General features: G+C 73.4%; 9 protein-coding genes. 2 read left to right on the top strand and 7 right to left on the bottom strand.

The features are described 5' to 3' along the window. Positions 1–64 precede the first annotated feature (64 nt). On the bottom strand, positions 65–274 hold the full coding sequence (locus tag ACH34R_RS10580; RefSeq protein WP_397561167.1) for an MbtH family protein: 210 nt from the start codon (positions 272–274) through the stop codon (positions 65–67). A 319-nt stretch (positions 275–593) separates the two neighbouring features. Here ACH34R_RS10580 and ACH34R_RS10575 point away from each other — a divergent pair, with 319 nt between their 5' ends. Beyond that, positions 594–1454, top strand: a complete 861-nt coding sequence (locus ACH34R_RS10575; RefSeq protein WP_397561166.1) for a phytanoyl-CoA dioxygenase family protein — start codon at positions 594–596, stop codon at positions 1452–1454. Here the strand turns inward: ACH34R_RS10575 and ACH34R_RS10570 are convergent. Both ACH34R_RS10570 and ACH34R_RS10565 read right to left on the bottom strand, forming a co-directional pair. Then, positions 1430–3667 carry a YhgE/Pip family protein gene (locus ACH34R_RS10570; protein ID WP_397561165.1) on the bottom strand — a complete coding sequence of 746 codons (2238 nt, stop codon included), beginning with the start codon at positions 3665–3667 and terminating at the stop codon, positions 1430–1432. The genes ACH34R_RS10575 and ACH34R_RS10570 overlap by 25 nt on opposite strands. Beyond that, complete coding sequence (locus tag ACH34R_RS10565) at positions 3667–6336, bottom strand: MMPL family transporter (RefSeq protein ID WP_397561164.1); 2670 nt, start codon at positions 6334–6336, stop codon at positions 3667–3669. The genes ACH34R_RS10570 and ACH34R_RS10565 overlap by 1 nt, the downstream gene beginning before the upstream one ends. 64 nt (positions 6337–6400) lie before the next feature. On the opposite strand from ACH34R_RS10565, the gene ACH34R_RS10560 reads away from it, so the two are divergent. After that, positions 6401–7060, top strand: a complete 660-nt coding sequence (locus tag ACH34R_RS10560; protein WP_397561163.1) for a TetR/AcrR family transcriptional regulator — start codon at positions 6401–6403, stop codon at positions 7058–7060. Between the two features lie 8 nt (positions 7061–7068). Here the strand turns inward: ACH34R_RS10560 and ACH34R_RS10555 are convergent, their stop codons facing one another. Genes ACH34R_RS10555 through ACH34R_RS10540 form a run of 4 tightly spaced genes read right to left on the bottom strand, consistent with a single transcriptional unit; the run spans position 7069 to position 12639 of the window. Next, a complete protein-coding gene (locus tag ACH34R_RS10555) occupies positions 7069–7860 on the bottom strand; it encodes a nitrilase-related carbon-nitrogen hydrolase (RefSeq protein ID WP_397561162.1) in 792 nt (263 codons plus the stop codon). Then, positions 7857–8783: a 3-keto-5-aminohexanoate cleavage protein gene (locus ACH34R_RS10550; RefSeq protein ID WP_397561161.1), complete on the bottom strand. Its 927-nt coding sequence runs from the start codon at positions 8781–8783 to the stop codon at positions 7857–7859. Before ACH34R_RS10550 ends, ACH34R_RS10555 begins: the two co-directional genes overlap by 4 nt. Positions 8784–8812: 29 nt before the next feature. Further along, positions 8813–11224, bottom strand: coding sequence for a CoA transferase (locus ACH34R_RS10545; RefSeq protein ID WP_397561160.1), 2412 nt, complete (start codon positions 11222–11224; stop codon positions 8813–8815). Beyond that, complete coding sequence (locus ACH34R_RS10540) at positions 11221–12639, bottom strand: NAD(P)/FAD-dependent oxidoreductase (protein ID WP_397561159.1); 1419 nt, start codon at positions 12637–12639, stop codon at positions 11221–11223. The genes ACH34R_RS10545 and ACH34R_RS10540 overlap by 4 nt, the downstream gene beginning before the upstream one ends. Positions 12640–12701: the final 62 nt, after the last annotated feature.

Below are 12701 nucleotides of genomic sequence, written 5' to 3'. Positions count from 1 at the left end.
GCCGCTTGCGTTTCGAGCATGTCCTGTGTTTCCTTCTCGGCACCGTCTTCGGTACCGGCCGGATTCAGCTGTCCATTGCTCTCACGAGGCTGCGCGGCCGCATGTCGGTCCACTGCGTTTCCACGTAATCGAGACATTGCTGCCTGGAAGCGGGGCCGTGCACCGTGTCCCACCCTGCCGGCACGTCGGCAAAATGGGGCCACAACGAATATTGCCCCTCGTTGTTCCATAGCACCAGAAAGGTTCCCTGGTCGTCATCGAACGGATTGGACATCGCATCCCTCCGTACTTCGGCCCCCTAATTCACGGAGCTTAGTCGTCAGCGGTTAACCATGGGTTATGTGACGCTTCGTTACCAGATTGAGGGAGTATGTCCAGCATGTCTGATTATTTCGGCTACTCTCTGTGAGATCTGATGCCGGCTGAGCGGGCTGCCCATTGCGCTGGAATGCGACAGATGACACGCTGTTCGGCATTGATATGAAATCCCGAACCTGCCGGGACGGGGCCCGCCGAGCGGGTCCGATCACATATTCCGAGAGTGCGACGACCGGTCACTGACCGTTCAATATCCAGGATGCAGGAGATGACGTATGCCTGATTTCAGGGAAGCTGCGATCCCGGGCCACAAGGCCGCCTACGACCAGTATGGCTGGTGTGAACTCCCGTGCCGTTTCACGGACAAGGCGGTGGGTCTGCTCAGGGAACGGGTCAACGCGATCAGCCGTGAGCGCCGGCCGGAGGTCGTCCTCGAAAAGAACTCCGACGTCGTCCGCGGGCTCCACGGCTGTCACGTGTTCGACGATGTGTGCGCCGCGCTCGTACGGCACCCCCGGCTGGTGGCCCTGGCCGAGGAACTGGTCGGCGGGCAGGTCTACGTGTACCAGTTCAAGGTCAACCTCAAACAGGCCCATGAAGGAGCAGAGTGGCCCTGGCACCAGGACTACGCCTTCTGGGGAGAGGAGGACGGCATGCCCCGGCCCGACGCGGTCAACGTGGCCATTCCCTTGGACGATGTCCACGAGGGCAACGGTCCGCTCGTCGCGATCCCTGGTTCACACCGCCTTGGACTTCTCGACCTTCCGGCGCAGGCCGCCGCCCGTTCCGACTGGCAACGCCACGTGTCGGCCGATCTCGCCTACACCGTGAGCGAGCAGCGGGCCGAGGAACTGGCGCGAAGGCTCGGACGCGTGACGTTCACCGCCAGGGCGGGCGCGGTCCACGCGTTCCACCCGAGCATCGTGCACTCGTCCTCCGGCAACACCTCCCCCGACCGGCGGGCGCTGCTGTTGATCACCTACAACGCGATCGACAACGCCCCGGCGAACCCGACGCGGCCGGAGTTCCTCGTCTCCAGGGAGACGACACCCCTGGTGGCGCGCGCTGACGACCGCCTCGAAGTGGAGTCCCACCTCCCACCCCAGGCGGCTCAGGCGATGGGTTCCAGGTCGTGAGAGTCCAGCCGCAGGCGGCGGGGGCTGAGGGTGCGGCGGCGTTCGGTGGCGAAGATCGTCGCCGCCAGGCCCGCCAGCAGCCACAACACCAGGTGCGCCACCCCGGCGGCGAGGCCGGTGTCCGCGCCTGTGACGACCGCTCGCAGCGCGGTCACCGCGCCGTGGGTGGGCAGCAGCGGTTCCAGGGCGGCCAGAGGAGCGGGGATCGACGACAGGGTGCCGGTGGCGAGGGTGAGCACGAGGACGGCCAGTGCCGGCAGGTGGCCGGTACGGCCGAACAGCGCCACCAATCCCTGGCTGAGCAGCGTGAAGGTGAGCGCGGCCAGCAGGGTGACGCCGAGGAGCGCCAGCGCGGCGCCGGGGCCGAGGCCGAGGAAGGGGCCCAGGCCCAGCGCCAGCAGCGCGCCGGTGACCAGGGCGACCGTCGCCCCCGGGGCGACGGCCTGCGCCGCGAGCCGGCGGGTGGGCAGCCGCGAGGTCAGCGCGAACGGCGGGACCGCCCGGATCACCAGGTACGTCGCCAGCGCGCCCGCCCAGAGCGCGAACACCAGGAAGAACGCCGCCGCGACCGGCCCGCCCAGGTCGTCGGCGGCGGCCGGGGCCGCGACCGGCGTGGCGGCGACCTCGGACAGGTGCCGGCGCTCGGTCTCGGTGTAGTCGGGCACCTGGTCCAGGCCGTCGGTCAGGCCCTTGGCGAGCGCGGTGGCCCCGTCCTCGGCCTGGGTCGCGCCGCCGTACAGCCGGGTCGCGCCGGTGGCCAGGCCGGTGGCACCCTGCGCCGCCCGCGCCGTCCCGGTGGCGAGCCGCCGCGCTCCGGCGTCGAGGCGGGACGCGCCGGACGCCAGGGTCGTGGCCCCCTGGGAGAGCGCGCTCGCGCCGGTCGAGAGCTTGCGGGCCCCGGTGCCCGCGTCCTTGATGCCGTCGCCGAGCCGCTTGGCGCCGGTCGCCGCCGTGGCGATGCCGCCGACGAGGGCCTTGGACTGGGCGGCGAGCTGCGCGGTGCCGTCCGCGACCTGCTCCGCGCCGCCGGCCAGCTTCCCGAGGGACTGCTTGATCTCGGCCGCGCCGCTTCTGGCGCGCGCCTTCATGCCGTCGATGTCGCCCGCGATGGCGGCCAGGCGGCCGGCCGCCCGGGAGAGTCCGGCGCAGAAGTCGTCCCCTGCGGTCTCCTCGCTCGGCGACGTCCTGCACTGTTCGGCGAGGCGGTTCAGTTCGGCGCTGACGGAGTCGGCGGAGGGGAGGTCGTCGATGGCGTCGATGATCCGGTCGGCGATGGGAGCGGCGGTGTCGTAGAGCTGACGGTTGCCGTCGGCGACCTGGCGAGCGCCGTCGGCGAGCCTGCGGGTCGCGGCGGGGAGCTTACGGGTGTCGCGGGCGGCCTTGGTGAGCCCGCTGGAGAGCTTGGTGGCACCGTCGGCCAGCCGTCCGGTCCCGGTGGCGAGCTGCTTTGTCCCGGTGGCGAGCTGCCCGGCGGCGGTGGCCAGCCGGGCCGTGCCGGTGGCGGCCTGGCCGGTGCCCTGGGCCAGTTGGGCGCTGCCGGTGCGCAGGTCGCCGAGGCCGGTGGCCAGGCCGCGCGCCCCGGTGGCCAGCTCGCGGGTGCCGGTGGCCAGGTCGCCGGTACCGTCCGCGAGCCGGTCCGCGCCGTCGGCGGCCTCGCCCATCTGCTCGTGCAGGGTGGCGAAGCCGACGTACACGTTGTCCAGGTAGGTCTCGACGACCTGCGTGTTGAGCGCCTTGACGGCGGCGTCGGCCACGTCCCGGCCGGCGCGGGGGTCGGCCAGGCCCGCGCTGGGCGAGGTCTCGACCTGGAGCGTGGCCTGCGTGGCGTCCAGCGGTTCGGCGGTCGCGTAGGAGGTGGCGCGGGCGGAGAAGGCGCGCGGCACGGTGACGACCGCCGCGTACGTTCCGTCCCGCAGTCCCTCGCGGGCGTCCTCCTCGTCGGTGAGGGTCCACTGGTACCGCTTGTCGTCGCCGTTGACGAGGTTGTCGGCGAGCTGGCGGCCCAGCGGGACGAGCTGGTCGCCGACCTTGACCGGTTCGTCCAGGTTGACCACGGCCGCGGCGGCGACCCCGTGACTGGTCAGCGGGGACCAGAACGCCCAGGTGAGCAGCCCGGCGACGAGGACGGGCACGAGTACCAGACCCAGCCACGTCCGCGGCCGGGACGTACCGGGGAACGCGCCCTGGAGGGCGCGGAGGAGCGAGGCGGGCATCAGCGGACTCCGGCGGAGGTGCGGTCGAGGGACAGGTCGGTGGTGCCCGGGGGGAGCAGGTCCCGGAGGAGGGCCGGGTCGTGGCAGGAGGCGACGGCGGCGGCCGGGCCGAGCCCGGCGAGCAGGCGTGCGAGCGCGGCGCGCCGCCGCGGGTGTACGACGGCGTCGAGGTCTTCCAGCACGAGCAGCCGCGCGCCGTCCGCCAGCGCGGCCGTCGCCTCGGCGGCGGGATCGTGGGAGGTGCGGCACGGGATCAGCGCGGCCACCCGGCGGGCGGCCCTGGCGTGCTGCGGAACGAGGTGCCCGCCGACCTTGAGGTCGCCCTCGACCTTGGCCACCCGCCCGGCGAGCGTGTGCAGCAGGGCGGAGGCCCCCGGCCCGTGGACCAGCAACGCGTGCCCTGCGGGCAGATGAACCGTGACACCGGAGAAGACGGGCCTGCCACGGTCGTCGCGTACGGTCAGCCCCTCGGCGCTGACCACCTCCGGAGCGCCCGGCCAGCCGGCCAGCCGCAGTTCGTGCGTCAGCCCCTCACCTTCGGCGTCGAAGACGGGCAGCCTGCGCGCCAGCCGTCCCGGCAGCCACCACGCGCGGTGCCCGAGCAGCGCCAGCACGGCGGGCACCAGCGTCATGCGCACCACGAAGGCGTCCACGAACACGCCCACGGCCAGGCTGAACGCGATCGGCTTGATGGTGGCGCTACCCTCGGGCACGAACGCCGCGAACACCGCGAACATGATGACCGCCGCGGCCACCACCACCGCCGCCGCCGACACGAACCCCGACTCGATCGCCCGGTGCGGGTCGCCGTGGTGGACGTAGTCCTCCCGCATCCGCGACAGCAGGAACACCTCGTAGTCCATGGCCAGCCCGAACAGCACGCCCATCAGGATGATCGGCAGGAAGCTGATCACGCTCCCGGTGTGCTGCACGCCGAACGCCTGCGCCAGGTGCCCCTGCTGGAACACGAACGACGTGGCCCCGAACGCCGCCCCCACCGACAGCAGGTAGCCCAGCGCCGCCTTGATCGGCACCGCGATCGAGCGGAACACCATGGCCAGCAGTACCAGCGACAGCCCCACGACCACCAGCCCGAACGGCACCAGCGCCCCGGCGAGCCGGTCCGACACGTCGATGCCGACGGCGGTGAAGCCGGTCACGGCGGTGGTCACGCCGTGGTCCCGCTGGAAGCGCGGGGCCTGGTCGCGTAGCCGCTGCACCAGCGCCTCGGTCCCGGGCGAGTCGCCCGCGGAGTCCGGTACGACCTGGATGATGGCGGTGTCGCCCTTGCGGTTGGGGGTGGCGACAGGGACCGCGGCCACGCCGTCCAGCCGCTCGATCTCGGCGGCGATGTCCTTGGTGACGCCGACGGGGTCGGTGCTGTTCAGCACGTCCACCGAGACGATCAGCGGCGCGTTGTAGCCGGGGCCGAAGTGCTCTGCGATGATGTCGAAGGTGTCGCGGGCCGGGGTGCCGTGCTCCTCGGTGCCGCTGTTGGGCAGCGCGAGGCGCAGGTCGGCGGCGGGGATCGCGCAGAGGCCGAGCGCGGCCACGACCACGGCGACGGTGAGCAGCGGACGCCTGGTCGCCAGCCGTACCCAGCGGCGGCTCAGCGGCACCCGCGCCTTGCGGCCCGGACGGCGGCGGCCCGGCTTGGGGCGCAGCCGCTCGCCGGTGAGGGCCAGCAGCGCGGGCGTGGCGGTGACGGCCACGGCCACCCCGACGCACACCGCGAACGCCGCCGCCACCCCCATCGTGGTGAGGAACGGGATGCCCGCCACGGCCAGCCCGAGCAGCGCGATCACCACGGTGAGCCCGGCGAAGACGACCGCCGATCCGGCGGTGGCGGTGGCGCGGGCGATCGACTCCTCCACAGCAAGGCCCTCGCGGAGCTGGTCGCGGTGGCGGGACAGGATGAACAGCGCGTAGTCGATGCCCACGGCCAGCCCGAGCATCACCGCGAGCATCGGCGCGGTGGAGGAGATCGGCGTGAACACCGTGGCCATGAAGATCAACGCCACCGCGACCCCGACCCCGAACACCGCCGTGGCCAGCGGCATCACCGCCGCCATCAGCGAGCGGAACACGAGGAAGAGCGTCAGGAAGGCGATGACCAGGCCGATGCCCTCGGTGGGGGTGAGGCCGGGGACGGGGTTGGAGAACGCGTCGCCGCCGACGTACACCTTCGCGTCGGCGTCCTTGGCCAGCTCGGCACCGATCTCCTGAAGGCGCTGCCTGGTCTCGGGGGTGGTCTCGGCCTGGGGGACGTCCAGGGGCAGCGCGATCATGGCCGCCCGGCCGTCCGGGGAGACGGCGTTCTTGACGTCCTTGCCGAACGGGCTGGTCACGACGGCGACCTGAGCCACCCGTTCGAGGTCGCGAACGGCCTCGTCCACGGCACGCCTGACGGTGGGGGTGTCGGCGCGGGAGCCCTCCGGCAGCACGATCACCAGGCGCGCGGACGTGCCGCTGACCTCGGGGAAGACATGGCTCAGGTGGTCCAGGGCGTCCTGGGACTCCGAGCCGGGGATCGTGAAGGCGTCGTCGGTGCCCTGTTGCAGCAGGCCCATCGCGCCACCGGCCAGGGCGAGCGCGAGCACCCATGCGCCCAGCACCAACGAGCGGGCGCGGGCGGCCTTACCACCGAGCCGGTACAAAAAGGACGACACGGACAGGGAGATTAGTTAGTTGCACAGCAATGTGCAACTTTGTGAGAACGGATAGGGTGCACCCGTGACCAGGGACGCCGCCGGAGAGCCGGAGGGCGGCCCGGCCGGACCTTCCGGACCGGGTACCGCCGTGCCGCCGATGCGCAGCCATGCCCGCGCGAACCGGGCCCGGATCCTGGCCGTGGCGCGGCGCGAGCTGAGCGCCAACCCCGACGCGACGATCGACGAGATCGCCCGCGCCGCGGGAGTGGTCCGCCGCACGCTGTACGCGCACTTCCCCGGCCGCCCCGCGCTGCTCGCGGCCATCGCGGACGAGGCCGCCGGCGCCATGCGCGCGGCCATCGCGGCGGCCACCGTGCCGGGCGACTCCCCGGCGCAGGCGCTGGCCCGGCACACCATGGAGCTGTGGCGGGTCGGCGATCGTTACCGGACGCTGCTGGCGCTGGGCCACAAGAGCTTGGGCGACGGCTGGTTCGAGGACCTGACCGAGCCCGCCCTGCGCAACGCCGTCAATATCCTGCGCCGCGCCCAGGCCGAACGCGCCTTCGGCGACCACCTGCCGGCCGAAGTCCTCGCCGCCGGAGTCCGCGGACTACTGCTTGAGCTGCTGCAATGCGTCAACTCCGGCCTGTGGCAGGACGCCGGGCCGGGCGCGGCCGTCGCGGTGCTGATCGGCGTGGGCGTCGATCCCCACCGGGCCCGCGAGACGGTCGCGACCCTGTAGCCCTGTGGTCAGGAATCTCCCAGCGGGCCGTACAGCTCCGGGCGGCGGGTGGGGAGGTAGGCGAAATCGGCGCGGGCGTGAGTGACGGCGGCGGGGTCGAGGGTGGCGTACACGAGGGCGGGGCCGGTGCCTGCGGCGGCGAGTTCGGTGCCGTCGGGGGCGATGACGCGGGTGCGGCCGACGTACGCGGTGGTGCCCTCCGTGCCGCAGCGGTTGACGTACGCGAGGTGGACCTGGTTCTCCCAGGCCCGGGTCCACATCATGTGCTCGTTGATGGCCCCGTAGGGGTGCATGTTGCCGGTCGGCACGAGCACGGCGTGCGCGCCCGCGAGCGCCGCGAGCCGTACGGACTCGGGGAACTCCGCGTCGAAGCAGATCATGACGGCGCACCGCACGCCGCGGTGCTCGAACACGGTCATGGGCGCGTCTCCGGCGCGGAACCGGCGGTCGATCTCGCCGTACAGATGCGCCTTGACATGGCCCGCCAGCAGTTCGCCCGCCTCGTCGACGACGACCGCCAGGTTGCCGACGCCGCCGCCCGGCAGGACGGCGGGCAGGCCCGCGACCACGGCGATCCCGTGGGCCGCCGCGATGGCGGCGACCCGCTCGGTCAGCGGCAGGGCGGCGAGGTCACTGACGTCGCCGACGTCGTACCCGGTCACGAACATCTCCGGGGTGATCAGCAGCTCCGCGCCCGCCTCCGCCGCGGTGGCCGCGGCCGAGCCGAGTTCGGCCAGGTTGGCCTCGACGTCCCGGCCGTGGTCCGCGCTTTGCAGGCAGGCGATCCGCAGGGTGCTCATGACCGGCTTGCCGCCGCGAGTTCGGCGCGAAGCCGCGCCGGGGTGGCGATCGGGCGCTCCAACCGGTCGGCGATCGTCACCGCCGCCGCGACCAGCTCGGCCGAGTCGGCGGCCTGGCGGCGACGCCGGATGCGTAGGTTGTCCTCGATGCCCACCCGGACGTCCATGCCCGAGGCGGCGGCGATCGCGGCGAGCCGGAGTTCGGCGGGATAGCCGACACCGGCGACGCTGACCGCGGCCAGGTCGGGCCCGAGGATGCGGCCGGCCGCCTCGCGCAGCGCGAACAGGTCGTGCGGGCTGCTCCCGGCACCGCCGAGCACGCCGAGGACGAACTGCACGCGCACCGGCGCGGCGAGCGTGCCTTCATCGATCAGGAAGCGGGCCATCGACAGGTGACTCAGGTCGTACACCTCCAACTCCGGGGTCACCCCCAGCTCGCGGAACGTCGTGACGAACCGGCGCATCATGGCGAGCGTGTTGGTGAAGACCACCGTACCCGAGTGCTCCAAGACCCTGCGTTCCCAGTCGTGACGCACCTCTGGCCAGCGGGAACGCGTCGGGAAGCCCTCGAAGTTCATCGTGCCGAGGTTGAGCGTCGCGATGTCCGGCACGACCGCCACGACGCCCTCAAGGCGCTGGTCGGGCGTCATGTCCACGGACCCGCCCGTGGTGACGTTGATCACGACGTCGCACTGCTCGCGCACGCCGGTGACGATCTCCTTGAACATCGCGGCCGAGCCCGTCGGGCGGCCGTCCGGCTCCCGGGCGTGCAGGTGGACGGCGGTGGCTCCGGCCCGCGCGGCGGCCACGGCCGCCTCGGTGATCGCTTCCGGCCCGCACGGGACGGCGGGGCTCTGGCTGGGGAGTACGTCGCCTCCGGTGACGGCGGCGGTGATGGCGATGGGGTCGTACGGCGCGCGCATCGGGCGCTCCTTTCCTGGTAAAGGGTGGTTCAGGTGGGCAGGTAGCCGTGGTCGGGGGTCCAGCCGTCGGCGATCGAGCCATCGGCGGCCATCGCCTCGATCTCGGCGGGCGTGAAGCCGAGTTCGGCCAGCACCTCGCGGGTGTGCGCGCCGTAGCGCGGGGCGTCGGACGGCATCCGCACCGCCGCGTACCGGGGCCGGACGGCCTGCAGGGCGATGAGGTCCACCTCCCGGCCGCTGGGGTGCCGGTCGTGGCGGACGAACACCGCCGAGTCGCGCAGTGGGACGGGCCCGGCGCTCTCCCGTACCAGCCCGCGGGCGCGCAGGTCGGCGATGTGCTCGATCCGGTGTACCGCGACTCCGCGCGGGCCGAGCAGGTCGGCCCACTCCTCGATCGAACGCTCCTGGAACCGCGTCTCCAGCGTGCCGGCAGGGCCCGCGAGGAAGAACCAGCCGTCCGCGGCCTGGTAGCAGCGGTACCCCGGATGCTCGCCCAGCACCTCCCTGCCGGACGGTTCCGGCAGGTCATCGCGGCCCGCGCCGTCGAAGAGGAACGGGATCTGGAGCAACTGCCCGGCGGCGGCGAGGGAGGTCCGCATCACCGGGGCTGGTGCGCCGCGCCCGGCCAGCGCGGCGACGACGGCGAAGGCCCCGCAGAACCCGGCCAGGGCGTCGATCGTCCCGAGGTGCGCGTGCTCCTCCGGGGTGTCCGGGCCGCCGCCGAACCTGGTCATGATCCCGGTACACGCCTGCACGTTGTCGTCGTAACCCGCCGCGTGGCTGCGCGGCCCCTCCCCCGGCCCGCCGTAGGCGTCCACCCGCGCCAGCACGATCTCCGGCCGGATGGACCGCAGCCGCGCAGGGTCCAGGCCGAGCGCGCCGAGCTGGCGTTCGCTGCCGTTGAAGGTGACGACGTCCACGGTGGGCAGCAGCCGGTCGAGGACGTCCCGGCCGGCGGAGGTGCGCAGGTCGGCCAGCACGCTGCGCTTGCCGCGCTGGGCGTGCGTGCCGATGACCACGGCGTGGTACGGGTCGAAGCCCGGCGTCGGCGGATCGATCTTGATGACCTCGGCCCCGAACCGCGCGAGGGTCGCGCCGATCATCGGCCCGGCGATGACGTTGGTGAGGTCCAGGATGCGGACGCCGTCCAGCGGGAGCCCGCCGGGCGTCGCCGGAGGCGCGACCGGCGACGGCTCCGCGGGCAGGTCCGCGAGGATCGCGGCCCGGTCGGCGTCCAGCGCGGGGGCGGGTCTGCGGCCGGGCGGGGTTTCATCGGTCCACACCACGGGCCCGGGGACGGTCAGTTCGCCGTGGACCGGATCGTCGACGGTGGCGACCAGCCCGGCCGCGCGCGGGTGCTCGGAACGCAGCCACTCCAGGGTGCTGCGGTGCGCGGCCCCGGGGATGCCCGCCGCGTCGAAGCGCCGTTCCCACTCCTCCGCCGGATGCCGCAGGAAGGCCGCCGCGATCAGCTTCGACAGCCGTTGCGTCCAGTACGCCGACAGCGGGTACGCCAGCAGCGTGCAGTCCGCGCCCTCGGGCCAGTGGTCGGTGGACAGATAGGGATCGAACGTCGGGATGCCCTCCGCGCGGACGGCGTCCCAGAGGCCGAGCACCTTCAGCGACCGGATCGCGTGGGTGCGGTGGGCGGGGCAGCAGTGGTAGAACAGCCGGCCGTCCTGGCAGGGGTAGCTGCGGTAGAACGGGTCGAGGAGTTCCTGAAGTTCGTCGTAGGTGAGGTCCATCGGCTCATCGGCGGCCCGCCGCCGGGCGATCTCGTGCTCGCGCAGCGACAGATAGCGCGGCGGGAGGTCGGAGACGGCCAGCGAGTTGAACGCCAGTCCTTCCAGCACGGCCTCCGCCAGCGGCACCTCGAACGCGTCGCCGCGGCCGGTACGCCGCCGGGCGACCAGCCCGACTCCGACCGAGAGCGCGCCCAGCGCCGCCGCGTACGCCGAGGCCAGCGGCAGCGGCGTGTAGGACGGATCGACGCCCATCAAGATCCGGTTCAGCCCCATGTCGGTGAAGCCGCCGGTGGCGGCCAGCACGATGCCCTCCCAGGCGGGCAGGTCGGCGCGGGGGTCGGTGGCGGAGAAGCCGGGCATGGACAGGTGGATCACGCGCGGGTTGAGCGCGAGCGTGCCCTTGGGCCCGAGCCCGAACCGGGCCATCACGCCGGGCCGGAAGTTCTCCACCACCACGTCGGCGGTGGCCACCAGCCGGCGGGCGGTCGCCGCATCGGCGGGGTCGGTCAGGTCCAGCACGATGCTCTTCTTGCCTGAGTTGAGCGCGGCGGCAGCGGGCGAGCCCCACCGCGGGCCGCCTGGCGGGTCGATGCGGATCACTTCGGCACCCAGGTCGGCGAGCAGCAGCCCGACGGCGGGGCCGGCGACGTACTGGCCGAAGTCCAGGACGCGAACGCCGTGCAGTGGCGGACTCATACTCGGCTCCCTACGGTGAGATCGACGGCGATCAGCTCGCCCGTCGCGGGGGCGAGGGTCATGCCGAGTTGTCCGTGCCCGGTGGCGATGACGAGGCCGGGGCGGGCCCTGCGGATGATGGGCAGGCCGTCCGGGGTCATCGGGCGGGCCCCGTGCCACCGGTCCCCCGGTTCGTCGAGGTCGGCCCCGGGCAGCAGCACCGCCGCGGTACGGCGCAGCGCCGCGAACCGCTCAGGCGTGGGCGGCGCGGGCGGCCCGCCGAGTTCCATGCCCCCGGTCAGCCGCAGCCGGTCCGCGCGCTGGGCGAGTACGACGTGCGCGTCCAGGTCCAGTACGGCGTGGCTCAGCAGCGGCCCGGCGACCGGCAGGGTGAGGCTCCAGCCGTGGCCGGGTTCCACCGGCAGCCGGACGCCCGCCGACCGGGCCAGGCGGACGCTCGCCGTACCCGCGGCGAGGACCACCGTGGCGGCGGTGACCGGACCGGCTTCGGTGTCCACGCCGGTGACCCGGCCTTTCACCTGCCGCAGCCGCAGCGCGGCCGTCCGTACCAGGACCGCGCCGTGCCGCTCGGCGGCGGTCAGCGCGGCCAGGGTGGTGTCCAGCGGGTCCACGAGCGCGTCGCCGGGGAACCGGACCGCGCCGGCCACCGGGCCGAGGCCCGGTTCGGCGTCCGCGACGGCGGCCGGGTCCAGGACCTCCGAGGCGACACCGAGGCGGCCCAGCCGTTCGGCGGTACGCCGCTGGGCGTCGAGCATGCGGCGGTCGCGGCTCACCGTGAGCAACCCGGCATCACGCAGGCCGATGTCCAGCCGCTCGGCGGTACGTCGGTCGCAGCCCACCGCGTCACGCAGGCCGAGGTCCAGTCGCTCGGCGGCACGCCGGTCGCGGCCCACCGCATCGCTCACGCCGATGTCCAGCCGCTCGGCGGCACGCCGGTCGCGGCCCACCGCATCGCTCAGCCCGATGTCCAGCCGCTCGGCGGCACGCCGGTCGCAGCCCACCGCATCGCTCACGCCGATGTCCAGGCGTTCTGCGTCCGCGAACTCGGTGTAAAGCCGCAGGCTGCGGGCGGACATCGCGGCCAGCCGCGGGGCCGCGCGCCAGGCGCGGCCGGGCCGCGCCGCGAGCGCGAACCGGGCGAGCCAGGCCAGCGTGGCGGGCCGCAGCGGCCGGCGCAGGGTGATGTCGTGGCTGCCGCCCAGCAGCGCCCGCACCCCCTCGGCCAGCATCCGCGGATGCGCCATCGGACGGCTGTAACTGGGGACCAGCAGACCGGCGTTCCCCGCGGACGCCCCCCCGCCCGGTTCCGGATCGAGCACGATGACCCGCTCGCCCGCCCTGGCCAGGTAGTACGCGGCGAAGGCGCCGACCACGCCCGCGCCGATGATCGCCACATCGGCATCCCGCCCGCTCACGCCACAACCCCCGCCCGGCACCCCAGCCGCTCGACCACCCAGGCCAGGTAGTACGGGTAGTA

Source organism: Spongiactinospora sp. 9N601 (assembly GCF_044326295.1).
GTDB lineage: Bacteria > Actinomycetota > Actinomycetes > Streptosporangiales > Streptosporangiaceae > Spongiactinospora > Spongiactinospora gelatinilytica.
This window is presented reverse-complemented; position numbering and strand designations above follow the sequence as displayed.

What these genes read in the sequence shown, in the direction of transcription:
- ACH34R_RS10580 (WP_397561167.1), bottom strand. Translation starts at nt 274, where the DNA reads ATGTCCAATCCGTTCGATGACGACCAGGGAACCTTTCTGGTGCTATGG.
- ACH34R_RS10575 (WP_397561166.1), top strand. Translation starts at nt 594, where the DNA reads ATGCCTGATTTCAGGGAAGCTGCGATCCCGGGCCACAAGGCCGCCTAC.
- ACH34R_RS10570 (WP_397561165.1), bottom strand. Translation starts at nt 3,667, where the DNA reads ATGCCCGCCTCGCTCCTCCGCGCCCTCCAGGGCGCGTTCCCCGGTACG.
- ACH34R_RS10555 (WP_397561162.1), bottom strand. Translation starts at nt 7,860, where the DNA reads ATGAGCACCCTGCGGATCGCCTGCCTGCAAAGCGCGGACCACGGCCGG.
- ACH34R_RS10550 (WP_397561161.1), bottom strand. Translation starts at nt 8,783, where the DNA reads ATGCGCGCGCCGTACGACCCCATCGCCATCACCGCCGCCGTCACCGGA.
- ACH34R_RS10545 (WP_397561160.1), bottom strand. Translation starts at nt 11,224, where the DNA reads ATGAGTCCGCCACTGCACGGCGTTCGCGTCCTGGACTTCGGCCAGTAC.